The organism is Bradyrhizobium sp. SPXBL-02, assembly GCF_051853065.1.
Taxonomy (GTDB): domain Bacteria; phylum Pseudomonadota; class Alphaproteobacteria; order Rhizobiales; family Xanthobacteraceae; genus Bradyrhizobium.
Map to the genome: position 1 here is coordinate 7,707,501 of NZ_CP182474.1, position 25,512 is coordinate 7,733,012.

General features: G+C 65.3%; 22 protein-coding genes, 1 rRNA gene and 1 riboswitch (1 of these 24 cut by a window edge). Of the genes, 12 read left to right on the forward strand and 11 right to left on the reverse strand.

Annotated elements, in window-relative coordinates:
* Positions 1-1,050, reverse strand: a 16S ribosomal RNA gene (locus tag ACNJYD_RS35810) (it extends 439 nt beyond the left edge of the window).
* 1,114 nt (positions 1,051-2,164) lie between these two features.
* Here ACNJYD_RS35810 and ACNJYD_RS35815 point away from each other — a divergent pair.
* The 3 genes from ACNJYD_RS35815 to ACNJYD_RS35825 all read left to right on the forward strand — a co-directional run bounded on the left by ACNJYD_RS35815 (position 2,165) and on the right by ACNJYD_RS35825 (position 6,350).
* Positions 2,165-4,228 carry a M23 family metallopeptidase gene (locus tag ACNJYD_RS35815; protein ID WP_172789722.1) on the forward strand — a complete coding sequence of 688 codons (2,064 nt, stop codon included), beginning with the start codon at positions 2,165-2,167 and terminating at the stop codon, positions 4,226-4,228.
* A 155-nt stretch (positions 4,229-4,383) separates the two neighbouring features.
* Positions 4,384-6,003, forward strand: a complete 1,620-nt coding sequence (locus ACNJYD_RS35820) for a hypothetical protein (RefSeq protein WP_439364763.1) — start codon at positions 4,384-4,386, stop codon at positions 6,001-6,003.
* 83 nt (positions 6,004-6,086) lie between these two features.
* Positions 6,087-6,350, forward strand: a complete 264-nt coding sequence (locus ACNJYD_RS35825; RefSeq protein WP_035996955.1) for a hypothetical protein — start codon at positions 6,087-6,089, stop codon at positions 6,348-6,350.
* A 189-nt stretch (positions 6,351-6,539) separates the two neighbouring features.
* Here ACNJYD_RS35825 and ACNJYD_RS35830 read toward each other — a convergent pair whose 3' ends face one another.
* Positions 6,540-7,352 (reverse strand): helix-turn-helix domain-containing protein, encoded by an 813-nt coding sequence (locus ACNJYD_RS35830; RefSeq protein ID WP_439364764.1) that lies wholly within the window; start codon positions 7,350-7,352, stop codon positions 6,540-6,542.
* 33 nt (positions 7,353-7,385) lie between these two features.
* Between ACNJYD_RS35830 and ACNJYD_RS35835 the strand changes: the two genes are divergently transcribed.
* Positions 7,386-7,826, forward strand: coding sequence for a nuclear transport factor 2 family protein (locus ACNJYD_RS35835; RefSeq protein ID WP_246709097.1), 441 nt, complete (start codon positions 7,386-7,388; stop codon positions 7,824-7,826).
* 42 nt (positions 7,827-7,868) lie between these two features.
* On the opposite strand, the gene clpB is transcribed toward ACNJYD_RS35835, so the two are convergent.
* Positions 7,869-10,508 (reverse strand): ATP-dependent chaperone ClpB, encoded by a 2,640-nt coding sequence (gene clpB, locus ACNJYD_RS35840; protein ID WP_439364765.1) that lies wholly within the window; start codon positions 10,506-10,508, stop codon positions 7,869-7,871.
* A gap of 242 nt (positions 10,509-10,750) precedes the next feature.
* Between clpB and ACNJYD_RS35845 the strand changes: the two genes are divergently transcribed.
* Positions 10,751-11,539: an MOSC domain-containing protein gene (locus tag ACNJYD_RS35845; protein ID WP_439364766.1), complete on the forward strand. Its 789-nt coding sequence runs from the start codon at positions 10,751-10,753 to the stop codon at positions 11,537-11,539.
* Positions 11,540-11,781: 242 nt separating this feature from the next.
* Here ACNJYD_RS35845 and ACNJYD_RS35850 read toward each other — a convergent pair whose 3' ends face one another.
* Positions 11,782-12,441 (reverse strand): NlpC/P60 family protein, encoded by a 660-nt coding sequence (locus ACNJYD_RS35850; protein WP_212256314.1) that lies wholly within the window; start codon positions 12,439-12,441, stop codon positions 11,782-11,784.
* A 215-nt stretch (positions 12,442-12,656) separates the two neighbouring features.
* Here ACNJYD_RS35850 and ACNJYD_RS35855 point away from each other — a divergent pair, with 215 nt between their 5' ends.
* The gene (locus ACNJYD_RS35855) at positions 12,657-13,520 is read left to right on the forward strand and encodes an alpha/beta fold hydrolase (RefSeq protein ID WP_439364767.1); all 864 of its coding nucleotides are present in this window, start codon (positions 12,657-12,659) and stop codon (positions 13,518-13,520) included.
* Between the two features lie 117 nt (positions 13,521-13,637).
* Here ACNJYD_RS35855 and metW read toward each other — a convergent pair whose 3' ends face one another.
* The gene (metW, locus tag ACNJYD_RS35860) at positions 13,638-14,300 is read right to left on the reverse strand and encodes a methionine biosynthesis protein MetW (RefSeq protein WP_172789424.1); all 663 of its coding nucleotides are present in this window, start codon (positions 14,298-14,300) and stop codon (positions 13,638-13,640) included.
* A gap of 2 nt (positions 14,301-14,302) precedes the next feature.
* The gene (metX, locus tag ACNJYD_RS35865) at positions 14,303-15,505 is read right to left on the reverse strand and encodes a homoserine O-acetyltransferase MetX (RefSeq protein WP_439367552.1); all 1,203 of its coding nucleotides are present in this window, start codon (positions 15,503-15,505) and stop codon (positions 14,303-14,305) included.
* Positions 15,506-15,599: 94 nt separating this feature from the next.
* Positions 15,600-15,679: riboswitch (SAM riboswitch) on the reverse strand.
* Positions 15,680-15,835: 156 nt separating this feature from the next.
* Between metX and ACNJYD_RS35870 the strand changes: the two genes are divergently transcribed.
* From ACNJYD_RS35870 to ACNJYD_RS35880, 3 genes are read left to right on the forward strand one after another with little or no spacing between them, the layout of a single operon-like run.
* Positions 15,836-16,684 (forward strand): chorismate mutase, encoded by an 849-nt coding sequence (locus ACNJYD_RS35870; RefSeq protein ID WP_172789425.1) that lies wholly within the window; start codon positions 15,836-15,838, stop codon positions 16,682-16,684.
* 33 nt (positions 16,685-16,717) lie between these two features.
* The gene (hisC, locus tag ACNJYD_RS35875; protein WP_439364768.1) at positions 16,718-17,815 is read left to right on the forward strand and encodes a histidinol-phosphate transaminase; all 1,098 of its coding nucleotides are present in this window, start codon (positions 16,718-16,720) and stop codon (positions 17,813-17,815) included.
* The gene (locus ACNJYD_RS35880; protein WP_439364769.1) at positions 17,812-18,747 is read left to right on the forward strand and encodes a prephenate/arogenate dehydrogenase family protein; all 936 of its coding nucleotides are present in this window, start codon (positions 17,812-17,814) and stop codon (positions 18,745-18,747) included. Before hisC ends, ACNJYD_RS35880 begins: the two co-directional genes overlap by 4 nt.
* A gap of 125 nt (positions 18,748-18,872) precedes the next feature.
* On the opposite strand, the gene ACNJYD_RS35885 is transcribed toward ACNJYD_RS35880, so the two are convergent.
* Positions 18,873-20,057, reverse strand: coding sequence for a DUF2125 domain-containing protein (locus ACNJYD_RS35885; RefSeq protein WP_439364770.1), 1,185 nt, complete (start codon positions 20,055-20,057; stop codon positions 18,873-18,875).
* 110 nt (positions 20,058-20,167) lie between these two features.
* Here ACNJYD_RS35885 and ACNJYD_RS35890 point away from each other — a divergent pair, with 110 nt between their 5' ends.
* Complete coding sequence (locus tag ACNJYD_RS35890) at positions 20,168-20,779, forward strand: gamma-glutamylcyclotransferase (protein ID WP_439364771.1); 612 nt, start codon at positions 20,168-20,170, stop codon at positions 20,777-20,779.
* On the opposite strand, the gene ACNJYD_RS35895 is transcribed toward ACNJYD_RS35890, so the two are convergent.
* From ACNJYD_RS35895 to ftsE, 4 genes are all read right to left on the reverse strand, one after another.
* Positions 20,776-21,546 carry a lysophospholipid acyltransferase family protein gene (locus tag ACNJYD_RS35895; protein ID WP_439364772.1) on the reverse strand — a complete coding sequence of 257 codons (771 nt, stop codon included), beginning with the start codon at positions 21,544-21,546 and terminating at the stop codon, positions 20,776-20,778. The genes ACNJYD_RS35890 and ACNJYD_RS35895 overlap by 4 nt on opposite strands.
* A gap of 11 nt (positions 21,547-21,557) precedes the next feature.
* The gene (locus tag ACNJYD_RS35900; protein ID WP_172789431.1) at positions 21,558-22,262 is read right to left on the reverse strand and encodes a YdcF family protein; all 705 of its coding nucleotides are present in this window, start codon (positions 22,260-22,262) and stop codon (positions 21,558-21,560) included.
* A gap of 71 nt (positions 22,263-22,333) precedes the next feature.
* On the reverse strand, positions 22,334-23,302 hold the full coding sequence (locus ACNJYD_RS35905) for a cell division protein FtsX (protein WP_172789432.1): 969 nt from the start codon (positions 23,300-23,302) through the stop codon (positions 22,334-22,336).
* Positions 23,295-23,954, reverse strand: coding sequence for a cell division ATP-binding protein FtsE (ftsE, locus tag ACNJYD_RS35910; protein WP_018646542.1), 660 nt, complete (start codon positions 23,952-23,954; stop codon positions 23,295-23,297). Before ftsE ends, ACNJYD_RS35905 begins: the two co-directional genes overlap by 8 nt.
* Before the next feature lie 181 nt (positions 23,955-24,135).
* Between ftsE and ACNJYD_RS35915 the strand changes: the two genes are divergently transcribed.
* Complete coding sequence (locus ACNJYD_RS35915) at positions 24,136-25,014, forward strand: MJ0042-type zinc finger domain-containing protein (protein WP_439364773.1); 879 nt, start codon at positions 24,136-24,138, stop codon at positions 25,012-25,014.
* Between the two features lie 37 nt (positions 25,015-25,051).
* On the forward strand, positions 25,052-25,426 hold the full coding sequence (locus ACNJYD_RS35920) for a response regulator (protein ID WP_025033579.1): 375 nt from the start codon (positions 25,052-25,054) through the stop codon (positions 25,424-25,426).
* The last annotated feature ends 86 nt before the right edge of the window (positions 25,427-25,512 follow it).

Genomic DNA, 25,512 nt, shown 5'->3' on the forward strand with positions numbered 1-25,512 from the left:
CGTTGCGGGACTTAACCCAACATCTCACGACACGAGCTGACGACAGCCATGCAGCACCTGTGCTCCAGGCTCCGAAGAGAGGGTCACATCTCTGCGACCGGTCCTGGACATGTCAAGGGCTGGTAAGGTTCTGCGCGTTGCGTCGAATTAAACCACATGCTCCACCGCTTGTGCGGGCCCCCGTCAATTCCTTTGAGTTTTAATCTTGCGACCGTACTCCCCAGGCGGAATGCTTAAAGCGTTAGCTGCGCCACTAGTGAGTAAACCCACTAACGGCTGGCATTCATCGTTTACGGCGTGGACTACCAGGGTATCTAATCCTGTTTGCTCCCCACGCTTTCGTGCCTCAGCGTCAGTACCGGGCCAGTGAGCCGCCTTCGCCACTGGTGTTCTTGCGAATATCTACGAATTTCACCTCTACACTCGCAGTTCCACTCACCTCTCCCGGACTCAAGATCTTCAGTATCAAAGGCAGTTCTGGAGTTGAGCTCCAGGATTTCACCCCTGACTTAAAGACCCGCCTACGCACCCTTTACGCCCAGTGATTCCGAGCAACGCTAGCCCCCTTCGTATTACCGCGGCTGCTGGCACGAAGTTAGCCGGGGCTTATTCTTGCGGTACCGTCATTATCTTCCCGCACAAAAGAGCTTTACAACCCTAGGGCCTTCATCACTCACGCGGCATGGCTGGATCAGGGTTGCCCCCATTGTCCAATATTCCCCACTGCTGCCTCCCGTAGGAGTTTGGGCCGTGTCTCAGTCCCAATGTGGCTGATCATCCTCTCAGACCAGCTACTGATCGTCGCCTTGGTGAGCCATTACCTCACCAACTAGCTAATCAGACGCGGGCCGATCTTTCGGCGATAAATCTTTCCCCGTAAGGGCTTATCCGGTATTAGCACAAGTTTCCCTGTGTTGTTCCGAACCAAAAGGTACGTTCCCACGCGTTACTCACCCGTCTGCCGCTGACGTATTGCTACGCCCGCTCGACTTGCATGTGTTAAGCCTGCCGCCAGCGTTCGCTCTGAGCCAGGATCAAACTCTCAAGTTGGACTTGAACTTTGAACCGGCTGATCACAACGTTTGACGAGGTCCCACCATTATCGACCGAAGTCGATGTGCTGCCCGCGATTCACATCGCTGGCAACGATGGTGTTTCCTTGAAAACGTGTACCGCCGAAGTCTTTCGTCCGGTCTCGATCAGAAAAGCCGAAGCTTTTCGGAAGCGAGACCCGCAAGGACTCCGCCGTCCACGTTTCTCTTTCTTCATCTTCACTTGTCAAACAGCCCGAGACCGGAGAGGCCTCAACCTTCCTGAGAGGAAGGGTTCCGACACCCTTACCGACGATGGATGAACTCCAACCGACTGGTGTCGGCTGTTGTGTCACTCAACAAGGTGAGGAGCATCAGTGGCGCGTTCGCTCGCCTTGGTCAGTGACCCGGCGGCGCCGCGCTCAGTGGTTGGGGTTATAGGCCCCACCTTCCGGCCTGTCAACGCCAATCGTCAACAAATCGTCGCACAGTGGACCAGCGATAAAACATCCACGATTCCAGCCAGTTAGAGGACCGCCGAGCGCGTCGGACGATCCGGCCCGGCAAAAAATCTGAAAAAAAGTTTGCCCGCCGGCGGGCTCCGGAAGGCGCCTTGGGGCCCCTCCCCGGCCCCTTCCTCGCCGCCCCCGCAACCCCTGGGCTGGCGTGCCCCGTTCCCAGTCTGAGGGCTCCCGGCCAGACGCCCGCTCCCCCGCCGGATGGGGGCCGTGTCCCCACCCGGCCCGAGCTCCGCCAGTGGTTGCACGCAGGGTCTTTACGGCCCGGCGTTCAGGAAACTTTTTCCATATTTGGCGCCGTACTTGAGCCACAATCCCGCGGCGTTCTGATAAGAGACAAGCTTGAATCGCGGGGATGCCTGTGGGGGCTGCCGGCGATTTTCATGGGGTCAGAGGAAGGCGATCTTGCAAATGACGCGACCTTCCTTCGGCATTCGAAAGACATCGAGAGAGCTTTACCCGTCCAGCTGTTCGTAATTTCGGCCGGCCCCATCAAGGGGCGTTCTGGGCGCGGATAGCTGTGCGGCTTGCCTTTTCCGGCGATCCCCGTTCAAGAGGGCAGCCGGGACCAGGTTCGAGAACGGGCATCTTGGGTCGTTGATTGGGGGACTTGGGTTGAACCACAGGACGTCACGCGGCGCTTACGGGCGTGAGACCGGGATCATCGATCTCGGCCACGAGCCGCCGCTGTCCGTCGATGGTTCTGAAGCTGCCGTGATCGACCGCCGCCGCGTCTCGGTGCAATGGTTCAGCGGGACAATTTTGACCGGACTTTGCGGCGCAGCCCTGATCGGCGGCGCCGTTTTCGCTTCGCTCGACGGCGAGATGACCTTCGCCAAGGTGCCGGAGCGGGTCGAAGGCGCGCTGCGCGGAGCATTCGGCGCCGCCGATCGCGCCGCCACGCTGCACAAGAGCGACCGCCTGCCGCCGCCGAGCGAATCCACGGCCTCGCGCAACGTGATGCGCGTCTCGACCGTGGCCCGCGTCGGCAACCGTGACGTGATGCGGGTGCGTCCGTTCGTGCGGATCGCCGGCAATCTGTCGATGACGACGAGCGATCTGTCGGCGAAGATCCCGCCGTTCAACGCCCAGCGCCTGCTGACCGATGTCGGCTCCGACCCGAAGACGGCGTCCGACGATCCCAACAATCCCGAAGCCGTCGAGCCCGACGCGGAAGTGTCCTTCGTCACCAAGGACCTGTCGCCGGTGCTGCCGAAGGCCAAGATTTCCGCGGTGGTGGCGCTCGACGACATCCTGATGCGGGTGCGCGATGCCGCCAATTGGCGCGGCAATGGCGGGGTGCGCTACGCCTCGCTCGCCAATGCGGCCGCCGACATCTCCGGCGCGACCGGCCCCTCCGAGATCAGAACCGCCTACGCAGCCGAGGTCTCGCCGTCGGATCCCTATGCCGGCTTCGAGACGCGCGTGGTGCCGGAAAACGTCACGCTGCTGCCCAAGACCAAGGAGCAGATCACCGGCGGCAATCCCAACGGCGAACGCGTCCACATGGTCAAGAAGGGCGACAGCGTCGCTTCGGTGCTGCGCGATCTCGGCGCCAATGCCGACGAGATCAAGGCGATCACCGCGACGCTCGGACCGCGCGGCCGCGATGGCGGCCTGAAGGAAGGCGAGAAGCTTCGCATCCTGATGGCGCCCGCGAGCCCCGGCGCCCGCCTGCAGCCCTATCGCGTCGTGGTTGCAAACGACACGATGGTGGAAGCGATCGCGGCGCTGTCCGATCTCGGCAAGTACGTCGCCGTCGACGTCTCCAGCATGAACACCGTCGCCGATACCGCGGCCAACGCCAGCAGCGACGACGACGATGACGATGACGGCTCCGGCGTGCGGCTCTACCAGAGCATCTACGAGACCGCGATGCGCAACAAGGTCCCGATGCCCGTCATCGAGGACATGATCAAGATCTACTCCTACGACGTCGATTTCCAGCGCAAGGTGCAGCCCGGCGATTCCTTCGACGTGTTCTACGCCGGCGAGGACGAGGGCGTGACGTCGAGCGAAAAGAACGAGGTGCTGTTCGCCTCGCTCACCGTCGGCGGCGAGACCAAGAAATACTACCGCTACCAGAGCCCCGACGACGGCCTGGTCGACTATTACGACGAGACCGGCAAGAGCGCGAAGAAGTTCCTGGTCAGAAAGCCCGTCAACAACGCCATCATGCGCTCCGGCTTCGGCGGCCGTCGCCACCCGATCCTCGGCTACGTCAAGATGCATACCGGCGTCGACTGGTCCACCAGCTACGGCACGCCGATCTTCGCCTCCGGCAACGGCGTGATCGAGAAGGCGGGCCCCGAGGGCGGCTACGGCAAGTACATCCGCATCAAGCATTCCAACGGCTACGAGACCGCCTACGGCCACATGTCGGCCTTCGCCAAGGGCATGGAGGTCGGCAAGAAGGTGCGGCAGGGTCAGGTGATCGGCTTCGTCGGCTCCTCCGGCCTGTCGACCGGCCCGCACGTCCATTACGAGATCCTGGTCAACGGCCGCTTCGTCGATCCGATGCGCGTGAAGCTGCCGCGCGGCCGTTCGCTGGAGGGCCCGATGCTGGCAAGCTTCGAGAAGGAGCGCGACCGGCTCGACGGCATGATGAGCGGCCGCGGCGGCGCCATCGCCCGCATGTCGGACGCGACCGGCGGGCCGCTGCAGGTCACCAACCGGTAAATCGGCAGCCCGCCGGTATCGGCCGGCATTTTCAAACAGTATTTGAAACAAGCACGCTGCGCAGCCGGGGCCGCTTCGCGGCGTCACAACGTCAAGTTTCGTTTGCCAAAGCCGCAGGACGGGCGAATACTTTCCAAAAAACGGGAGGTCACGCCATGAAGAGCAGGCTCGCCTGCGCAGCCCTGATTGCTGCGCTGTTCTCCACAACGAGCGCATCGGCCGACGGCTGGGAGGTCACGAGGCTCGTGCCGGGCTCGGCGTTCCACGGTGTGCACGGGCTCGGTGTCGACAAGGCCGGCCATTTGTTTGCCGGCAGCGTCGCTGGCGCTGCGCTCTATGAGGTCGACATCGCCGGCGGCAACGCCAAGGTTGCAATCCCGGCACCGGTCGGGATGGCCGACGACATCGCATTCGCACCCGACGGCACCATGGCCTGGACCGGCTTCCTCGCCGGCGATCTCTATGCGCGCAAGGGCGACGGACCGATCAAAAAGCTCGCGTCCGGGCTTCCCGGCATCAACTCGCTCGCCTTCCGCAAGGACGGCAGGCTCTACGCCACCACCGTCTTCCTCGGCGATGCGCTCTACGAGATCGACGTCGAGGGCGTCAAACCGCCACGCCAGATCATGGAGAAGATGGGCGGCCTCAACGGCTTCGAGTTCGGTCCCGACGACAAGCTCTATGGTCCGCTCTGGTTCAAGGGCCAGGTCGCTAGGGTCGACGTCGACAAGGCCGAGCTGAGCGTCGTCGCCGACGGCTTCAAGGTTCCGGCCGCCGTGAACTTCGATTCCAAGGGCAACCTCTTTGTGATCGACACCGCGCTCGGCCAGCTGGTCCGGGTCGATCCGAAGTCCGGCGCCAAGACCATGGTCGCGCAGCTGAAGCCCTCGCTGGATAATCTCGCCATCGACGACAAGGACCGCATCTACGTCTCCAACATGGCCGACAACGGCATCCAGGAGGTCGATCCCGCGACCGGCCAGGCCAAGCAGATCATCATCGGCAAGCTCGCTTTGCCCGGCGGCCTCGGCGTCACCTCGGAGAACGGCAAGGACACCATCCACGTCGCCGATCTGTTCGCCTATCGCACGGTGGACGGGGCGACCGGCGAGGTCACCGAGAAGGCGCGCATGCACGCTGCCGGCGTCACGCTCGAATATCCGATGAGCGCGACGGCAAAGGGCAACGACGTGGTCCTGTCGAGCTGGTTCACCGGCACCGTGCAGGTGATCGACGGCAAGACCGGCGCGACGCGCGAGATGCTGCACGACTTCAAGGCGCCGCATGACGCGGTCGTGCTCGCGGACGGCAGCATCCTGGTGGCCGAGCTCGGCACCAAGTCGCTGGTCAAGGTGAGCGGCGAGCACGGCAAGGACCGCACCACGCTGATCGGCGCGCTCGAAGGCCCGGTCGGCCTCGTTCGCGGGAAATCCGACGAGGTCTACCTGACCGAGGCGTTTGCGGGCCTCGTCTCCAGGATCGACAGCAACGGTGAAAAGACCGTGATTGCCAAGGAGCTGAAGATGCCGGAAGGCATCGCAAGAGGTCCCGAAGGCCAGCTCATCGTGGCGGAGGTCGGCGCCAAGCGGCTGATCGAGATCGCACCGGAGAGCGGAAAGATCACCGAGATCGCCGCCAATCTCCCGATCGGCCTGACCGGCGCACCCGGCGGTTTGCCGACACATGTCCCCACCGGCGTTGCCGTCGGCGTGACGGGTACGATCTACTTCAGCTCAGATGTCGAGAATGCGATCTACAAGGTGGTGAAGAAGTAGGAATGGCGCGCACGGGCCTGGCCCGGGAACCGGCACGCCGGTTCCCGGTTAGACGCTGACCGAAGCCAGCAGGAGGATCGCCCATGACGCGCCTCTCACGCGACGATGTCGTCAAGGCGGTGGACCGCGCCGACGATGTCACCATTGCCCAGATCATCGGAACCGGCGCGACCGCCGAAGAACTCGCTGAAGCCCAGGCCTGGCTCGCCAATGACGAGCCGATGATCAACGACCTGCGCCCGCTGGCGCAGGGCCGGGTACGCGAGCTGGTGGATATACTTTCGGAGCTGGAGGAGGACGAGGAGGACGGCGTCGAGCCGCGCTCCGCCTCGGCGCCCGGCAACTAGCGAGACAGCAAAACAAGACGCCCCGGAGAGGTGACCCTCCGGGGCGGATTTCATTTCAGATCCTCACCCTCCGGCTGATTCACGAGCTACTCGGACCGAGGTTCGAGGCCATGATGATCAGCATGTCGCGGAATCGACGGTACGGTCAGCATGCCGTCGTCGAGCGCCTGCAACAGCACGTTGAAGACGCTAACCCGCGCGCAGCCGTGCGAACAATTCCGACGGCATCATGCCGAACATGTCGCGAAAGGCCGTGCTGAAATGCGCGGAGCTGGAAAAGCCCGCGCCATGCGCGGCCTCGGTCAGCGATTGGCCTTGTGCGACCGCCCGCGCGGCAGCGCCGATCCGGGACCAGATGCGGTAGCGGCGGAGCGGCACACCCGTGACGTCCTTGAAAAGATGCAGGAAGCGCGAGGACGAAAGCCCGGCCTTGCGGCCTAGTTCAGCAAGCGTGTGCGAACCGCCGGGCTCCTCGCACATCCGCTCGATGGCGGCGGCAATTCTCGCATCCGGCTGCGGATTTGATCCGATCCCAAGCATATCGCGGGCTGCTTGCCGCGCGTCCTCTGATGCGAGGCGTCGTTCCGCAGTGTCGCGGAACAGCGCGACGACCGACCTCTCGTCGATCAGGTCGAACGCGGCGTTTGATCCTACCTCCTTCATTCGTGAACGAAGCGCCTCGATATCGCGCCCGAGGGGATCGACATACAGAAAGGCGGTCGGTCCGGCGTCGATGCGGAGATGGTGCAGACTGTTGGGCGTGATCAGCACGCTGCGGGTCTGGCGATAAGAGGGCGAGCGCGCCCTTGGATCGTTAGCTACGCCTATCGCCCCGTCGAGCGCGACGGCCAGCACGCCGGTGGCATTGCGGTGGGGAGTCAACCCGAAGGCTGGACCGAGATAGATCACCCGCGCGTCCCAATCGAGCATCCGCGCCTTCTTCGGCCCGCCGCTGGGCGGCGTGCTGATAGCCAGTTCCTGAAAGTCGGGAGGCGAGGTCATGCCTTATCATAGCGCACCAGCACAGCGCTGCCGATGACCCGGGAGATCACATCGATGAATAGAGTTCTTGTAGATGACGCCGCACAAATCGCCGCGATACGCGCCGCCGTCACGCGCTACGCGACCGCCTGGCAGGCCGGTGACCGCGCCGCGATCGCCGCCTGCTACCACGATGAATTCATGCTGCATTATGCCGGCCATAACCCGCTCGCCGGCACTCACCACGGCAAGACGGCCGCTCTTGCCACTCTGGCCGAGGTCGCACGCCGCTCCAACCGAAAACTTCTCGGCATCGATGAAGTGATGGCCGGACCGCGGCGCGGCGCCATTCTCGCACGGGAATCATTCAGCCGGGACGGTCGCACGGCTGAACTGGAACGGCTGCTGGTCTATGCCGTGCGCGAAGGCCTGCTGAGCGAATGCTGGGTCTACGACCGCGATCAGGCAGTGGTGGACGCGTTCTTCGCAGATTGAAAAACGCCCTCCGCGAGTTTGGCACGAAGGGCGTGTATTTCCTCAGTTCAGCTTCCGCTTCGCCACCGGCGCCTCGAACTGCGCGATCTCCGCGGTCTGCGGCGCCTTGCCGTTGAAGGTCAGGACGTTGCCTTCAGCCGAGATCGCGACGTTGTCGCCGTCCCTGACGTCGCCGGCGAGGATCATCTCGGCGAGCGGATCCTGGAGGTAGCGCTGGATCACCCGCTTCAGCGGCCTTGCGCCGTAGGCGGGATCCCAGCCCTTGGCAGCTAACCAGTCGCGGGCGGCGGCATCGAGGCTGAGCACGATCTTGCGATCGGTCAGGAGCTTCTGCAGACGCGCGAACTGGATCTCGACGATCCGGCCCATCTCGCTGCGCTGCAGACGGTGGAACAGGATGATCTCGTCGACGCGGTTGAGGAATTCGGGCCGGAAGTGCGCCCGCACCATTCCCATCACCTGCTCGCGCACGGCCGCGGTGTCCTCGCCCTCCGGCTGGTTCACCAGATATTCCGAACCGAGGTTGGAGGTCATGATGATCAGCGTGTTGCGGAAGTCGACGGTGCGGCCCTGGCCGTCGGTCAGGCGGCCGTCGTCGAGCACCTGCAACAGGACGTTGAAGACGTCAGGATGCGCCTTCTCGATCTCGTCGAACAGCACGACCTGGTAGGGCCGGCGCCGCACCGCTTCGGTGAGCGCACCGCCCTCGTCATAGCCGACATAGCCGGGAGGCGCGCCGATCAGCCGCGAGACCGAGTGCTTCTCCATGTATTCGGACATGTCGAGGCGGACCATCGCGGTCTCGTCGTTGAACAGGTACTCCGCCAAGGCTTTGGTCAGCTCGGTCTTGCCGACGCCGGTCGGCCCTAGGAACATGAACGAGCCGGTGGGGCGGTTCGGGTCCTGCAGGCCGGCGCGCGAGCGGCGCACGGCGGTTGCGACCGCACGCACGGCCTCGGCCTGGCCGATGACGCGCTTGCCGAGTTGCTCCTCCATCTTCAGGAGCTTCTCCTTCTCGCCTTCCAGCATCTTGTCGACGGGCACGCCGGTCCAGCGCGAGACCACCTGCGCGATGTGGTTGGCGGTGACAGCCTCCTCCATCATCTCGCCGGAATTCTCCTTGGCCTCGATGTCCGCGAGCTGCTTCTCGAGCTGCGGGATCCGGCCATAGGCCAGCTCGCCGGCCTTCTGGAATTCGCCGCGCCGCTGCGCGTTGGCGAGCTCGACACGAAGTGCGTCGAGCTCGGCCTTCAGCTTCTGGGCGTCGGAGAGCTTGCTCTTCTCCGCACTCCAGCGCGCCGTCAGCGCCGCCGACTTCTCCTCAAGCTCGGCGAGGTCCTTCTCCAGGGTCTGGAGCCGGGACTTGGAGCCGACATCGCTTTCCTTCTTCAGGGCCTCCTGCTCGATCTTGAGCCGGATGATCTCGCGGTCGAGCGAATCCAGCTCTTCCGGCTTGGAATCGACCTGCATCTTCAGCCGCGCCGCGGCCTCGTCCATCAGGTCGATCGCCTTGTCGGGCAGGAAGCGGTCGGTGATGTAGCGGTTGGACAGCGTCGTGGCCGCCACAAGCGCGGAATCGGTGATCCGCACGCCGTGATGCTGCTCGTACTTGTCCTTCAGCCCGCGCAGGATCGAGATGGTGTCCTCGACCGAGGGCTCGCTGACGAAGATCGGCTGGAAGCGCCGCGCCAGCGCGGCGTCCTTCTCGACGTGCTTCTGATATTCGTCGAGCGTGGTCGCGCCGATGCAGTGCAGCTCGCCGCGCGCGAGCGCCGGCTTGAGCAGGTTGGAGGCGTCCATCGCGCCGTCGCCCTTGCCGGCGCCGATCAGCGTGTGCATCTCGTCGATGAACAGGATGAAGGTGCCTTCGCTGCCGGTCACTTCCTGCAGCACAGCCTTCAGCCGCTCCTCGAACTCGCCCCGGTATTTTGCACCCGCAATCAGCGCGCCGAGGTCGAGCGAGAGCAGCTTCTTGTCCTTCAGGCTCTCCGGCACGTCGCCGTTGACGATGCGCAGCGCGAGACCTTCGGCGATGGCGGTCTTGCCGACGCCGGGCTCGCCGATCAGGACGGGGTTATTCTTGGTCCTACGCGAGAGCACCTGGATGGTGCGGCGGATCTCCTCGTCGCGGCCGATGACCGGATCGAGCTTGCCGTCGCGCGCGGCCTGGGTCAGGTCGCGGGCATATTTCTTCAGGGCGTCATAGGCGTTCTCGGCGGTGGCAGAGTCGGCCGTGCGGCCCTTGCGCAGCGCCTCGATCGCCGCATTGAGGTTTTGCGGCGTGACGCCGCCCTTATTGAGGATGGTGCCGGCCTCGCTGGTCTTCTCCAGCGTCAGCCCGAGCAAAAGCCGCTCGACCGTGACGAAGCTGTCGCCGGCCTTCTCGCCGGCCTTTTCGGCGGCATCGAAAGTGCGGGCCAGCTCGGGCGCGAGGTAGATCTGCCCGGCGCCGCCGCCGGAGACCTTCGGCACCTTGTTGAGGGCGTCCTCAGTCGCCTTCAGAATTGCACGGGAATTGCCGCCAGCGCGGTCGATCAGACCGGCGGCGAGCCCCTCATTGTCGTCCAGCAGGACCTTCAGCACGTGCAGGGTGGAGAATTGCTGGTGCCCCTCGCGCATCGCAAGCGACTGCGCGGACTGGATGAAGCCCCTGGAGCGTTCGGTGTATTTGTCGATATTCATCTTTTCTGTCCCTCGGCCTGCCCTCAGGGCCCTCTAAGGCACCCCGAACGGCATCTTCATTGGGTTTCCGCCTGATGCGTTGACGTTCCTCAACACAGCAAGCGGTCGCTTATCAGCCGGCGCTGGCGCCGGCCTGACCCAGATGTGGGAAGCGCGCCCTCGGATCGGTAGAGGCGAGTTCACAATTTCGTGCGCTGATCCGCCCGCTTGGCGACGGCCCGCCGAATCCCCTAAGTAGCGGCATGACAGCCAGCCATACCGCCGAGATCACCGGCCTCTACCGCTATCCCGTCAAGGGCCTAACGCCGGAACGCCTGCTGCGCGCCCCTTTGCGGACCGGCCAGACCCTGCCGGCCGACCGCCGCTACGCCATCGAGAACGGCCCGAGCGGGTTCGACCCCGAGGCGCCCGAATGGAAGCCGAAAATCCAGTTCCTGATGCTGGCGCGCAATGAGCGACTGGCCGCGCTCGACAGCCGGTTCGACGACGAAACCAACGTTCTGACCATCCGCAAGGACGGCCAGATCGTCGCCTGCGGCGATCTCGAGAGCGCCGCCGGGCGCGCCGCGATCGAGGCCTATTTCCGCGACAACTTCCAGCCCGAGTTGAAGGGCCCGCCCAAAATTCTGTCCGGCCGCGACCATAGCTTCTCCGACGTCGCCCGCAAGGTCGTCTCCATCATCAATCTCGGCAGCGTGCGCGCCATCGAGACCATGCTCGGGGGCGTCGCCGTGCATCCGCTGCGCTTCCGCGCCAATCTCTACGTCAAGGGCTGGCCGGCCTGGTCGGAGCTCGACCTCGTCGGCCAGACGCTCGCGATCGGACAGGCCCGGCTGAAGGTGATCAAGCGCATCGTTCGCTGCCCGGCCACCAATGTCGACCCTGAAACCGCCAGGCGCGATCTCGAGATACCACCGACGCTCTCGCGCCATCTCGGCCACATGGACTGCGGCATCTATGCCGAGGTGATCGAAGGCGGTGACGTCGGCGTGGGTGATGTGGTGGCGGTGGAAGAGCCGAGGCTCGTCTGAGCGTGGGCAAAGCGAAGCGTGCCCACCGTTGCCGCGAGCGAACGCTGACATACCGCCGGTGGGCACGGCGCTTGCGCGCCTTTGCCCACCCTACGGCACCTGTCTCCACGCACTCCCGTCATTGCGAGGAGCGAAGCGACGAAGCAATCCAGAGTATTTCCGCGGAGGGATTCTGGATTGCTTCCGCCTTCGCCAAGGCTTCGGCGGACAAGTCGCTTCGCTCGCAATGACGGCCACGAGCCTCAATTCGGCATCACATAGGCATAGATCCGGCCGCGCGAGACCGGGGCTTCGCGGACGCGGTTGCCGTTGTTGCCGGAGATCATGATCGGATTGCCCTGCGCGTCGATGCCGGTGATGATGCCGACATGACCGCCGCGGCCGCCGCGCGACATCACGGCGATGGCGCCGACCTGCGGACCGGAGATGCGCGTGCCGTAGCGCGCGAACGAGCTCGCCATGTCGGAGCCTGAGCCCTTATGGCCGGTATGCTCCAGCACCATGTTCATGAACCGCGCACACCACAGGCTGCCGCGCCCGGTCGGATTGCCGCCGATATAGCGGCGTGCCTCGGACACCAGGCCCGATCCGCCACCGAAACCGCCACTTGGGACAAGCGCGTTGCCGGCCACGCCGCCATTGTTGGCGCTGGGATCGTAGCTCGCCTGGGTGTCGGCGAAACCGCTCGCCTGCAATTGCGCCGCGCTGCGCTCGAAGCGCAAGCCTCTCGCATGGTGGCGGTGATGATGATGTCTGGCGTGGTGCACGTACACGTGCCGCTCTGCGCTATGACGATGATGCGGCCGCGCCGAGGCCGGAGAAACGAACGCGGCGACCGCCGCGAAGAGAAGCGCCAGCGCGACAACACAACGCGACAGGCGATACGCAAACAACTCAACCATTCTTCATCCCTAGTTGACACCCCCACTTCCCGCCGGCCCGTGCAATGGCCGACATCCGTTTGGCCGTTAAGCCGCCCGATGTGGCGAGAAAAAGACGCGACGTCGGCGAATAGCTGCGATGATTTTGTGTCCGTGCTCGGCTGCGGCTGCCGCATTGCCGACAACAGCGTTAACTGCGATCCTGAAGCACGGCTTGAAACAGAGGGAAACGGTTAATGCCCCACGCCACGACCAGGGACGGCGTCCGCATTTATTTCGAGGAGGCGGGCCAGGGAACGCCGATCCTTTTTCTGCATGAGTTCGCGGCCGACTACACCAATTGGGAGCCGCAGATGCGCTATTTCTCGCGTGGCCATCGCAGCATCACCTATTCGGCGCGCGGCTACACGCCCTCGGATGTGCCTGACGGCGAGGTCTACACCTTCACGCATTTCTACACCGATGCGCTTGCCGTGCTCGACCATCTCGGCATCGAGCGCGCCCATCTCGTCGGCCTGTCGATGGGCGCCTATTCCTCGCTGCAGATCGGGTTGAACGCGCCGAAGCGCGCGCTGTCGATGACACTGGCCGGCGTCGGCTCCGGCTCGGAGCTCGATAACCTCGAGGCCTGGCGCAAGCAGTGCCGCGCCAATGCCGAGCAGTTCGAGACGCTGGGCTCCGCCGAGGTCGCAAAAGTCACGCGCGAGGCGCCGAGCCGGATTCCGTTCCTGGTGAAGGACCCGCGCGGGCACGCCGATTTCTACGCCGCGCTGGCGCGGCACGATGCCAGGGGATCGGCGCGTACCATGCGCGGATTTCAGGGCGGCCGTCCCTCGATCTACACGATGACGGAGGCGATCGCGAAGGCGGCGACGCCGGCGCTGATCATCTGCGGCGACGAGGACGATCCGTGCATCGGGCCGAGCCTGTTCCTGAAGAAGCATCTGCCCGCGGCGGGGCTCGCGATGTTTCCGAAGTCGGGCCACGTGCTCAATCTGGAGGAGCCCGCGCTGTTCAACGAGAGCGTGGAGCGGTTCGTGACGCTGGTGGAAGCGGGGCGATGGCCGGTGCGGGATCCGCGGTCGCTGGCGGCGCATTAAGGCAGATGCGCTGCCCAGTACTCCGTCATTGCGAGCGCAGCGAAGCAATCCAGAATCCCTCCGCGGAGACAGCCTGGATTGCTTCGTCGCAAGAGCTCCTCGCAATGACGACGGGGACTATTTCCCCCCGCCCCGGCTCAGCAAGAACACCGCCTGCTCGCCGAACATGTTCCACACCCACCAGGGCAGGTTCAGCGGCACCGGGCGGCCGTAGAGATCGAGCGCGACCGAGCGCTCCATCTTGACGTTGATCTCGTCGCAGAGCTGCACGAAATCCTTGATGGTGCAGAAATGGATGTTGGCGGTGTCGTACCAGGTCGCCGGCAGATTCTCCGTGCGCGGCATGTGGCCGCCGATCAGGAGCTGGAGCCGCATCTTCCAGAACCCGAAATTCGGGAACGAGACGATGGCGCGGCGGCCGATGCGGAGCAGATTCTCCAGCACGACTTTCGGCTGCCGCGTCGCCTGCAGCGTCTGCGACAGGATCACGTAGTCGAAGGCATCGTCGGGATAATTGACGAGATCGGTATCGGCATCACCCTGCACCACCGCGAGCCCCTTGGCGACGCAGCGGTTGACGCCCTCGCGGGACAGTTCGATGCCGCGGCCGTCGATGCCGCGGGTCTCCAGCAGCTGAAGCAGATCGCCGTCGCCGCAGCCGACGTCGAGCACCTTCGAGCCCGGCTTGACCATCTCGGCGACCAGCAGATGATCGGCGCGAAACTGGCCGGACGACGCAGTCGCAGCGCCGTTCAACGGCAGCACTTCCTGGACGGACATCGCTAGCGGTCCTCGAGGCTGAGCCCGCGGGCCTTGCCTGCCGATTGCAGGAAGGCGCGGGAGATGTCGAAAAATTCGGGCACGTCGAGCAGGAAGGCGTCGTGGCCGCGATCGGTCTCGATCTCGGCGAACGACACCCGCGCGCTCGAAGCATTCAGCGCGTGCACCAGCGCGCGCGATTCCGAGGTCGGAAACAGCCAGTCGCTGGTGAAGGAGACCACGCAGAAGCGGGTCTTGATGTCGGCGAAGGCCTTGGCCAGCACGCCGCCGTGATCGGCGGCGATGTCGAAATAGTCCATCGCGCGCGTCAGGTAGAGATAGGAATTGGCGTCGAAGCGCTCGACGAAGGACGAGCCCTGGTAACGCAGATAGGATTCGACCTGGAAGTCGGCGTCAAACGAGAAGGTCGGCAGCTCGCGATCCTGCATGCGCCGACCGAACTTGCGATGCAGCGCCGCGTCCGAGAGATAGGTGATGTGCGCCGCCATCCGCGCCACCGCGAGCCCGCGATGCGGATGGATGCCGCGATCGGCATAGCCGCCGCCGTGCCAGTCGGGGTCGGCCATCACGGCCTGGCGGCCGAGCTCGTGGAAGGCGATGTTCTGCGCCGAGTGCCGCGTCGCGCAGGCAATCGCCAGCGCGGAGTACACGCGCTCAGGATAGGCCGCGGTCCATTGCAGCACCTGCATGCCGCCCATCGAGCCGCCGACGACCGCAAACAGCGTGTCGATGCCGAGTCGATCGATCAGCATCGCCTGCGCGCGCACCATGTCGGGGATGGTGATGACGGGGAAATCCAGGCCCCAGACCTTGTCTGTGGCGGGATTGATCGACGCCGGCCCGGTCGAGCCCATGCAGCCGCCGATCACGTTGGAGCAGATGATGAAGTAGTGCTTGGGATCGAGGGGGCGGCCGGGGCCGACCAGCGTCTCCCACCAGCCCGGCTTGCCCGTGACGGGATGGACATTGGCGACATGCTGGTCGCCGGTCAGCGCATGGCAGATCAGCACGGCATTGGAGCGATCGGCGTTGAGCTCGCCATAGGTCTGGTAGGCGATCTGGAACGGGGTGAGATCGACGCCGCAATCGAGCCGCAGCGGCTGCTCGGTGCCGAAATGCGCAATCAGCGAGCTTGGATGGTCCACCTCATGCGACCGCTCGTCGGCGCTGATCGCAGGACTCGGTATCGACTTGACGCTACCCATCTCGGACATCGACCTCGTTTGCGACTGGCTGCTCGACCGCGCCGCTGACATCAGGCCATGAAAAACCCGGCCTGAACGATAGGTTCGGCCGGGATCGGAAGCGTCCCCGGCCTGTTTAGCGAGTTTTTTAACGTGGCTGCAAGCCGGCCGGCTCAAATGACCACGGAACGGGCAAAAGCTACCGTCTTGGGCGGTTTTCGTCAAGTCGCGGCCCGGATCGGCCCAATTCGCCTCAGTCGCGTCGCCCGCAAAGCACGTCATTTCTCTTTGCTTTCGCCGCCACGACTGCCTAATCAGGACATCCCCCATCGGAACGATCGACGACCAGACATGTCCCAACGCCCGCCCGCGCCACCATCGCTGCAGGAACTGCGCAAGGAGATCGACGCGATCGACGAGGGCATGCATCGCCTCCTCATGCAGCGCGGCGACATCATCGACCGGCTGATCCAGGTGAAGCAGACCCAGGAGGTCGGCTCGGCGTTTCGGCCTGCGCGGGAGGCTTCCATGATGCGCGAGATCGTGCAGCGTCATCGCGGCATCCTGCCGCTCGACACGGTCGAGAGCATCTGGCGCGTCATCATCTCGACCTTCACCTATGTGCAGGCGCCGTTCTCCGTGCATGCCGACATCTCGGTGAGCGAACCGGCGATGCGCGATTCCGTGCGCTTCCATTTCGGCTTCACCGTGCCTTACGTGGCGCATTTCAGCGCGCAGGCCGCGGTCGAGGCGGTGGCGAAATCCAAGGGCGACCTGGCGCTGGTCTCGGCGACCTCGAGCCGCACGCCGTGGTGGCTGGAGCTGGAAGCCGACGGCGCGCCCAAGATCATCGCACGGATGCCCTTCGTCGAGCGTGCCGACCATCCGGCCTCGCTGCCGGTGTTCGCGATCTCGCGCGTCGCCGACAGCGCCCTGGTGACAGAGGTCGAGACCTTCAGCGTGCGCGTCTCGGGATGGAACGCCGAGGTCGCCCGCGCGCTGTCGCCGCTCGCCGAGATCGTTGCGGTGCCCGATACCGCCTTCGACGGCGCGGCGCTGCTGGTCTCGGTCACCAGCGCGACCAGCATCGACAAAATCAGGGCTGCCCTGATCGAGGCGGGGGCCTCGGTTCGCTCTGTGGCCCTCGTCGGCAGCCACGCAACGCGCTATACGGTGCCCCCGACCGGGCCGAAATCGTAAATCGCGAGCCGCCCAGCCTATCCGGAGTCCAAGATGTCCCGCCCCGTGCCGAATCCCGGCATTCTCGATATTGCGCCCTACACGCCCGGCAAGAGCCCGGTGCCGGAGTCGGGCCGCAAGGTGTTCAAGCTCTCCGCCAACGAGACGCCGTTCGGGCCCTCGCCCAAGGCGATCGAGGCGTTCAAGCGCGTGGCGGACCATCTGGAAGACTATCCGGAAGGCACCTCGCGCGTGCTGCGCGAGGCGATCGGCCGCTCGTTCGGGCTCGACCCCAACCGCATCATCTGCGGCGCCGGCTCGGACGAGATCCTCAATCTGCTCGCGCACACCTATCTCAGCCAAGGCGACGAGGCGATCTCCACCACGCACGGCTTCCTGGTCTACCCGATCGCGACCATGGCGGTCGGCGCCAGGAACGTCATCGCCAAGGAGACCAACCTCACCGCCGACGTCGACACCATCCTGAAGGCGGTGACGCCGAAGACGAAGCTGGTTTGGCTCGCCAACCCCAACAACCCGACCGGCACCTATCTGCCGTTCGACGAGGTCAAGCGGCTGCGTGCCGGCCTGCCCTCGCACGTGCTGCTGGTGCTGGATGCCGCCTATTGCGATTACGTCTCGCGCAACGACTATGAGATGGGGATCGAGCTCGTCGCCACCACCGAGAACACCGTGGTGACGCACACCTTCTCCAAGATCCATGGCCTGGCTGCACTGCGCATCGGCTGGATGTTCGGGCCCGAGCACATCATCGACGCGGTCAACCGCATCCGCGGTCCCTTCAACGTGTCGACGCCGGCGATGTATGCCGCGGTCGCCGCGATCGAGGACACCGCGCATCAGGCGATGTCGAAGCAGTTCACCGAGACCTGGCGCAACTGGCTCACCGAGGAGATCGGCAAGCTCGGGCTGAAGGTGACGCCGAGCGTCGCCAATTTCGTGCTGATCCATTTCCCGACGGACAAGGGCAAGACCGCTGACGACGCCGACGCCTTCCTGACCAAGCGTGGACTCGTGCTGCGCGGCCTGAAAAACTACGGCCTGCCGCATGCGCTGCGCATGACGATCGGCACCGAGGAGGCCAACCGCCTCGTGGTCGACGGCTTGCGCGACTTCATGGGCGGCAAATGAGCGCGCAGGCGCACTTCCAGCGCGTTGCGCTGATCGGCTTCGGCCTGATCGGCGGCTCGATCGCGCGCGCTGCGAAGCTCCAGGGGCTGGCCGGTGAAATCGTCACCACCGCACGCTCCGAGAAGACGCGCGCACGCGTCGCCGAGCTCGGCATCGTGGATCAGGTCGTGGCGACCAATGCTGAGGCCGTGAAGGACGCCGATCTCGTCATCCTCTGCATTCCCGTCGGCGCCTGCGGACCCGTGGCGCAGGAGATCGCTGCCCATCTCAAGCCGGGGGCGATCGTCTCCGACGTTGGCTCGGTCAAGGGCGCGGTGGTCAGGGACATGGCCCCGCATCTGCCGAGCGGCATTCATTTCGTCCCGGCGCATCCGGTGGCGGGCACCGAGCATTCCGGCCCGGATTCCGGCTTTGCCGAGCTCTTCATCAACCGCTGGTGCATCCTGACCCCGCCCGACGGCACCGATGCGGCGGCGACTGACCACCTGCGCGCGTTCTGGGCGGCGATGGGCGCCAAGGTCGAGGTGATGACGCCCGATCATCATGACCTCGTGCTCGCCATCACCAGCCATCTGCCGCATCTGATCGCCTACACCATCGTCGGCACCGCCGACGAGCTGGCGCAGGTGACGGAATCCGAGGTGATCAAATTCTCCGCCGGTGGTTTTCGCGACTTCACCCGTATCGCGGCCTCCGACCCGACGATGTGGCGCGACGTCTTCCTCGCCAACAAGGAGGCCGTGCTGGAAATGCTCGGCACCTTCACCGAGGATCTGGCAAAGCTCACCCGCGCGATCCGTCGCGGCGATGGGGAGGCGCTGTTCGACCACTTCACCCGCACCCGCGCCATCCGCCGCGGCATCGTCGAGATCGGCCAGGATTCAGCCGCGCCCGATTTCGGCCGGCCGCATGCGGCGCTGAAGAAGCCGTAGCGTCACCCCCGTCATTCCGGGGCGCCCCGAAGGGGCGAGCCCGGAATCCATTGGGCCGCAGCGCACGCTGTGAAATGGATTCCGGGTTCGATGCTACGCATCGCCCCGGAATGACGAGAGAGTCTTCAATACAGCGGCGGGATCTGGCCGACCTTGACCGGGCCGAGCAACACGGCGCCGTCGACGAATTTCAGCGGGAAGCTCCGCGCCTTCTTGCCTTCCAGCGTGCTCTCGGTGCCGATCGAATTGATGCCGGCGGCAACGCCGGCATTGGCGTTCTGCTTGATCACCTTGCCGAGGCCGGGCACGGCGCGGTCGAGTGCGCCGAACAGATTGTTGAGGTCCTGCGACTTCACGCCGGGCGCGAGGCGGTCGAGCGTTGCCTGCGGCACGCCCTCCTCCAGCATCTTCTCGATGCCGAGCGCCGGGATCACGCGCTCGAGGCCGGTCACCGTCATCTGCAATTCGCCGTCGAGCCGGCCATTGGGCGACAGGCCGAGCGTGCCGGCCGCGACCGCGATCATCTCGCCCTGCTGGATGCGCGACTGCACGATCTCGATATGACCGCCGGCGGCCTGGATCTCGCGGAAGCGCTGCGGCCAGGGCTTTGGCGTGAGGTCGGAGAGGCCGGTGATCTTGGCGCGAGTGTCCGCCTCGAACGGCTCGGCGAGCAGCGGATGCACGCCCTGGATGCTGCCCTGCGCGACATGGAGCACGGTCTCGATTACAGGATGATCCGATGGTGATCCGTCGGCGAGACGGCCATGCAGTTCGACCTGCTTGGCGCGCGCAAGCGGCACCTGCACGCTGCCATCGAGACGGTTGAGGCTGGGCTCGTCGAACACGATGGAAGCGCGATCCGGCACCGCCGGCAGGCCCGCCACGCTGGCGCGGCCCTTGCTCCAATTCACCGTGAAAGTGTTTTGCGTGACGCCGTCGATCAGCGTCGCGGGCGCGGAGAATTCGGCGATGATGCGCTTGGGGTCGTAGACCTGGGCCACGACCAGGATGTTGTCGAGCTTGGCCGTGAACGGCGTCTTGCTCGCATTCTGCGAGACCAGGGCGACGCTGGCGCCGGAGCACTGGACCTCGAAGCGGAACGGGAAGCCGGCGATCGAGCGTTTGGCACAATCGTAGATGCGGCCGGCCTTCGCCTCCTGCGCCCGCCAGGCGTCGGCGACGATTTCGGCCTGCGACGCCGCATAGAACCAGAAGCAGCTCCAGCCGACGGCAAGGATCAGGACGAGAACGGGGGCGATGAAAAGGCCCCAGCGGGAGCGGCGGCCTGTGGCAACGGGCATATTGGACATGCGGCGACCCTTTGACGCCAGATTCAGGCAAATGTAAGCGGGGCCGGCCTGCGACGAAAGGCGCAGAAATCGCTTCGCTTGACCGCAGGGTTCTGGTAGCCGTGCCCGAAATGTCGGAAATCACCCTCCCCTCCATCACCACAGCCACGGGCGACCTCTGGGTGTTCGGCTACGGCTCGCTGATGTGGCGGCCGGGCTTTGACTTCGAGGAACGCGTCCCGGCGCGGCTGGTCGGCGAGCACCGCGCGCTCTGCGTCTACTCGTTCGTGCATCGCGGCACGCCGGAGAAGCCGGGCCTGGTGCTCGGGCTCGACCGCGGCGGCGCCTGCCGCGGCATCGCCTTCCGCGTCGCCGAGAAGAACCGTGCCGAGGTGGTCGCATATTTGCGCGCACGCGAGCAGGTCACCTCGGTCTATCGCGAGGTGATGCGCTCGGTGTGGCTGGAGAACGATGCGCGCCAGCGCGTCTCCGCACTCGCCTACGTCGTCGACCGCGGCCATGTGCAATATGCCGGCCGCCTCTCGCTCGCCGAGCAGCACCGCCACGTCGTCCAGGGCCACGGCCAGTCCGGCGCCAACCGCGATTACGTCACCGCAACGGTGAAGGCGATCGAGGCCGAAGGCTTTCGCGACACCCAGCTGCATCAGCTTGCATTGATGCTGCATGGTGATGCGCACTCGCTGCACGCGACGGATCGGCACGAAGATCGCGAAAGCCGCTAGCCGGTCGGCGCGTAGCTCGGCGCCGAGCCGATCAACCGCTCCTGCTCTTTCCGCCCTGCTTCGACGAGGCGACCGGTCGCGTCCTCGACCGCCGCTTGCACGCGCGCGAGAAACTCGTCCTTCGACAGACCCGGCGGCAACGGCTCGAGAAACTCCACCACCAGCGTGCCGGGATAGCGCATGAAAGTGCGGCGCGGCCAGAACAGGCCGGAATTGAGCGCGACCGGCAGGCACGGCACGCCGCAGGAGGAATAGATCTGTGCAAAGCCGGTCTTGTAGTCGGGCGGCGCGCCCGGCGCGCGGCGCGTGCCTTCCGGAAAGATCACGAGCTGCTTTCCGCTGCGCACCGCCTCGCGCGCGCGGCGCGTCATGTCCAGAAGCGCCTTCACGCCGGCATTGCGGTCGATCCCGATCATCCCGGTCTTGACCAGGAACTGGCCGAACACCGGGATCTGCATCAGCTGGCGCTTGAGGATGAAGATCGGCCGGTTGAAGAAACCCGGCAGCACGAAGGTCTCCCAGAACGACTGATGCTTGGCCACGATCAGCAGCGGTCCTGTCGGGATCTTCTCCACCCCGCGGAATTCCACCTTGATGTTGCAGACCAGGCGCATCAGGACCAGCGTCGCCTTGGCCCACCATTCCGCCACCGTGAGCATGGCGCGCGGCGGCAATGCAAAGGTCGGCAGCGCAACGATCGCGAGAAGGACCAGCACGGCATAGAACAGTACGTTGAACACGAGCGAGCGCAGGAAAATCAGAAACATCGATGGTCCGATCAATTGGCCTGTGCGGTGGCGGGCCGCTTCGGTTGCTGACCTGCAGGCTGCTCCGACATCTCGGGCCAAAGGTCAATCCCGAAATCCTCCAGCCGCACCCTGAGCTCGGCCGCAACGTACTTGACGTATTCGGACAAGAGCAGCCGCAGCGTCGAGCCCGAGGTCCACCACGGCTCCTCGCGCCATTTTTCGCCGACCACCGCGAACGGGATCAGCGTCGTCCGTGGCATCGCATGCGAGAATTCCACCAGCGCGCGCGGCATGTGATAGTTCGAGGTGACCACGATCAGAGATGTAAATCGGCGCCCCTCGGCCCAGCGCCGCGCCTCCGCCGCGTTGCCGCGGGTCGACAGCGCGGTGCGGTCGAGATCGACGCAGCAGGTCATGAAGGACTGGTTCTCCGGCAAGGTCCGGGAGATGTCGCTCGCCGTCGAGGTCGGATGCACGCCGGAGATCAGGAGCCGCCTGCCGTAGCCGGCAGCCAGCAGCTCCATCGCATCCGATACCCGCGAGGAGCCGCCGGTCAGCACCACGATGCCGTCCGCCTTGCGGTCCGGCACCGTCTCGGCGCCGCGCAATTGCGACAGGAATGCAACGAACCCCGCCGCCGCGCCGACGAAGGCGAGCGCGATCGTCGACACGATTGTCGCGCGCAGCCAGCCGCGCGGCAGTTTCGGCGATCGATCGTCGGTCGGCGAGGTCATGCGATGTCGGTGATCCCTTCCCGATGTGATTTTATGACGTTTTGAGGCGAAGTGGAGTCCGGTTATCAAGCCTAGTCGACGTCATTCAACGTCGCGAACAGCGTCTGGCGCGAGGCGACCGCGGTGATGCCGCCGATCAGCACGGCCTGGACCGCGAGCACGATGTAGCCGGACGGGCGCAGCGAGAAGGTGCCGAGCAGCGCGGCGAACTGGTCGCCGACGGGCGTCCCGGAAAACCAGCCTGCGATGGACTCGGAGAAGCCGAACATCAGCATGGCGGCACCGCCGCCGATCACGCCGCCCTCCAGGCCCAGCCTGAGGAAATGACGCAGGAAGTGGTTGGCGATGTAGCGGTCGCCGGCGCCGACGAAATGCAGGACCTCGACGATCGGACGGTTCGCCGCCATGGCGCCGCGCGTCGCGAACGACACCGAGATGATGGTTGCGACGATGACGAGCGCGAGGATGCCGAGGCCGGCCAGCACCGTGGCGTTCGTCATCAGGCGCATGCGCTCGATCCAGGCGCGGTGATCGTCGACACTGGCGCCCGGCGCGACCTGCGCGACGCGCGCGCGCAAGGCGCCGAGATCGAGCGGCGTACCCGGCTGCACGCGCGCGATGATCACGCGCGGTACCGGCAGATCGTCCATCGACAGGCCGGTGCCGAGCCAGGGCTCGAGCAGCTTGCCGCTCTCCTCCCTGGTGAACGGCTTGACCTCGACGATGCCGGCCTGCGCGCGCATCGCCTCCGCCACGGCTGCGGTGTCGCGCTCGAGGTCACGGCCGGCCTGCGGACGAATCTGGATCGTGATTTCGCTCGCGACATCCGACTGCCATTCGGCGGCGGAGGCACTCACCAGCAGCACCGTGCCGGTGGCTATCGAGGCGAGGAACGTCATGATGGCGACCACCGCAACCAGCGCTCTGCCGTGGATCGAGGCGCGCGGCACGATCGGCGACATGTTGCGCGCCTTGGCCGGAAGCTGCGGACGCTCCTGTCCGAGATCGACCAGCACGCCGCGCTCGTCCAGCCTACTCATAGACGTGCAGCCGTCCCTGGTGCAGCACCAGCCGCCGTGCTTCGTACTGGTCCATCAGCCCAATGTCGTGGGTGGCGATGATGACGGCGGTGCCTGATTTGTTGAGCTCGATGAAGAGTCGCAGCAGGCGGCGACCGAGCGTCGGATCGACGCTGCCGGTCGGCTCGTCCGCGAGCAGCAGCTGCGGCCGCGAAATCACGGCGCGCGCGATCGCCGCGCGCTGCTTCTCGCCGCCCGACAGGATCGGCGGCAGCGCGTCCATGCGATCGCCGAGGCCGACCCAGCGCAACAGGTCGATCACCTCCTTGCGGTAGCTCGACTCGCTGCGGCCCATGACGCGGAACGGCAGCGCGACGTTCTCATAAGTCGTCATGTGATCGAGCAGGCGGAAATCCTGGAGCACGATGCCGATGCGCTTGCGCAAATCCGCGATCTCGTCCTTGCCGAGCTGCGAGATGTCATGACCGAACAGATTGACGAGGCCCCGCGTCGGTCGATGCGACAGGAACAACAGGCGCAGCAGCGACGTCTTGCCGGCGCCGGACGGTCCGGTGAGAAACTGGAAGGAATGCGCGGGAATCTGGAAGCTGAGGTCGCGCAGAATCTCCGGCCCCAGACCGTAACGCAATCCGACATTTTCGAACCGAACCAAGCTCAGCTCCGTTCGAGAGGGGGCGCGGGTCGCATTGCGGCGCTCCGCCATACGCGATCAACGGGTTTTGCCGCCGTTATGGTTTCCGGTTCGTTAACGGTCGCCCTGTAGCATAAGGGGCGCCCGATTCTCCGCGACCATGGCATCGTCAAGACCTTCGTTCATGCATCAAGGCTCGTCCATGCATATCGTCTGCCCCCATTGTATGACATCCTACGCCATCAAGCTCGCGAGCCTTGGGGCGAACGGGCGGGCGGTCCGCTGCTCCCGTTGCAAGGAGACCTGGATCGCCCATGCCGAGGACGCCATCGAGGAGGCATCCGTTCCGGCCATGGCCGCGGCCAGCCGAGCTGACGACCAGTCCGACCTCGCCGAACAATGGAACTCCTATGCCAATGACGACGGCGCCACTGATGCACCCGTCGTAGATAGCCCCTCGATCGCCAGCGACTGGCCGGACGAGCACGCCCGCGAAACCGAGGACGAGTGGTCAGCAGCGGCCCGGCAGGCCGAAGAGGAGGTCGCCGGCGCGCAGCACCAGTCCTGGTTCCGCGGCCTGTTCCCCCGTCGCGGCGCGCGGGTGAGCCGTCCGGTCGCCCCCGCGGCTCCGCGCAAATCCTATCTTGGCCTGCCCACCGCCTGTGCCGCGATGGGCGCGCTGGTGCTGGCACTGGTGATCTGGCGGGGCGACGTGGTGCGGTTGCTGCCCCAGACGGCGGCGTTCTACCAGATGGTCGGGCTCGAGGTGAACCTGCGGGGCCTCGCCTTCAAGGACGTCAAGCTCTCCAGCGAGACCGTGGACGGTAAGCAGGTGCTGGTGATCGAAGGCGTGATCGTTGGCGAGGGCAAGAAGCCGCTCGACATTCCGCGGTTGCGCTTTGCCGTGCGCGACGCCCAAGGCGCGGAGATCTATGCCTGGAACGCGGTGCTGGAGCAGACCGTGCTGCGGCCCGGCGAGCGCGCCTTCTTCCGCTCACGCCTGGCCTCGCCGCCGCCGGAGGGCCGCAACATCGACGTTCGTTTCTTCAACCGGCGCGACATTGCCGGCGGCAGCGTATAATCGCCCCCGCAAGGGCGTTTGTCCCAAGGTTGGTCTCATGCCGAAAATCCTGATCGCCGACGACGAGGATTCGATGCGCACGCTGGTGGCGCGCGCCATCGCCATGGACGGCCATGAGACCGTCACCGCTCAGGACGGCGCCGAGGCACTGGAGATCCTGACCCGCGAGGATGGCGCCTTCGACCTGTTGCTCACCGACATCCAGATGCCGGTGATGGACGGCATCGCGCTGGCGCTCTCCGCCGCGCGCGATTTCCCTGACCTGACCATTTTGCTGATGACCGGCTTTGCCGACCAGCGCGAGCGCGCCTCGAACCTGAACGCGCTGGTGCATGACGTCGTGACCAAACCGTTCTCGGTCGCGGATATCCGCACGGCGGTTGCCGATGCGCTGGCCGCGAAGAAAGGTTAGCGTCCGAACGACAGCCGCCTTCGCCGTTGAAGGACTGGCGCGCAAGGCATCTACTTCGTCATTGCGAGGAGCCCTCGCGACGCAGC

Coding starts and splice junctions, on each gene's coding strand:
- metX (WP_439367552.1), bottom strand. CDS start 15,505: ATGGGTAGCGTCAAGTCGATACCGAGTCCTGCGATCAGCGCCGACGAG.
- ACNJYD_RS35825 (WP_035996955.1), top strand. CDS start 6,087: ATGACGCGCCTCTCACGCGACGATGTCGTCAAGGCGGTGGACCGCGCC.
- ACNJYD_RS35870 (WP_172789425.1), top strand. CDS start 15,836: ATGTCCCAACGCCCGCCCGCGCCACCATCGCTGCAGGAACTGCGCAAG.
- ACNJYD_RS35830 (WP_439364764.1), bottom strand. CDS start 7,352: ATGACCTCGCCTCCCGACTTTCAGGAACTGGCTATCAGCACGCCGCCC.
- hisC (WP_439364768.1), top strand. CDS start 16,718: ATGTCCCGCCCCGTGCCGAATCCCGGCATTCTCGATATTGCGCCCTAC.
- ACNJYD_RS35900 (WP_172789431.1), bottom strand. CDS start 22,262: ATGACCTCGCCGACCGACGATCGATCGCCGAAACTGCCGCGCGGCTGG.
- ACNJYD_RS35905 (WP_172789432.1), bottom strand. CDS start 23,302: ATGAGTAGGCTGGACGAGCGCGGCGTGCTGGTCGATCTCGGACAGGAG.
- ACNJYD_RS35920 (WP_025033579.1), top strand. CDS start 25,052: ATGCCGAAAATCCTGATCGCCGACGACGAGGATTCGATGCGCACGCTG.
- ACNJYD_RS35890 (WP_439364771.1), top strand. CDS start 20,168: ATGTCGGAAATCACCCTCCCCTCCATCACCACAGCCACGGGCGACCTC.
- ACNJYD_RS35895 (WP_439364772.1), bottom strand. CDS start 21,546: ATGTTTCTGATTTTCCTGCGCTCGCTCGTGTTCAACGTACTGTTCTAT.
- metW (WP_172789424.1), bottom strand. CDS start 14,300: ATGTCCGTCCAGGAAGTGCTGCCGTTGAACGGCGCTGCGACTGCGTCG.
- ACNJYD_RS35820 (WP_439364763.1), top strand. CDS start 4,384: ATGAAGAGCAGGCTCGCCTGCGCAGCCCTGATTGCTGCGCTGTTCTCC.
- ACNJYD_RS35850 (WP_212256314.1), bottom strand. CDS start 12,441: ATGGTTGAGTTGTTTGCGTATCGCCTGTCGCGTTGTGTTGTCGCGCTG.
- ACNJYD_RS35855 (WP_439364767.1), top strand. CDS start 12,657: ATGCCCCACGCCACGACCAGGGACGGCGTCCGCATTTATTTCGAGGAG.
- clpB (WP_439364765.1), bottom strand. CDS start 10,508: ATGAATATCGACAAATACACCGAACGCTCCAGGGGCTTCATCCAGTCC.
- ACNJYD_RS35880 (WP_439364769.1), top strand. CDS start 17,812: ATGAGCGCGCAGGCGCACTTCCAGCGCGTTGCGCTGATCGGCTTCGGC.
- ACNJYD_RS35845 (WP_439364766.1), top strand. CDS start 10,751: ATGACAGCCAGCCATACCGCCGAGATCACCGGCCTCTACCGCTATCCC.
- ACNJYD_RS35835 (WP_246709097.1), top strand. CDS start 7,386: ATGACCCGGGAGATCACATCGATGAATAGAGTTCTTGTAGATGACGCC.
- ACNJYD_RS35885 (WP_439364770.1), bottom strand. CDS start 20,057: ATGTCCAATATGCCCGTTGCCACAGGCCGCCGCTCCCGCTGGGGCCTT.
- ACNJYD_RS35915 (WP_439364773.1), top strand. CDS start 24,136: ATGCATATCGTCTGCCCCCATTGTATGACATCCTACGCCATCAAGCTC.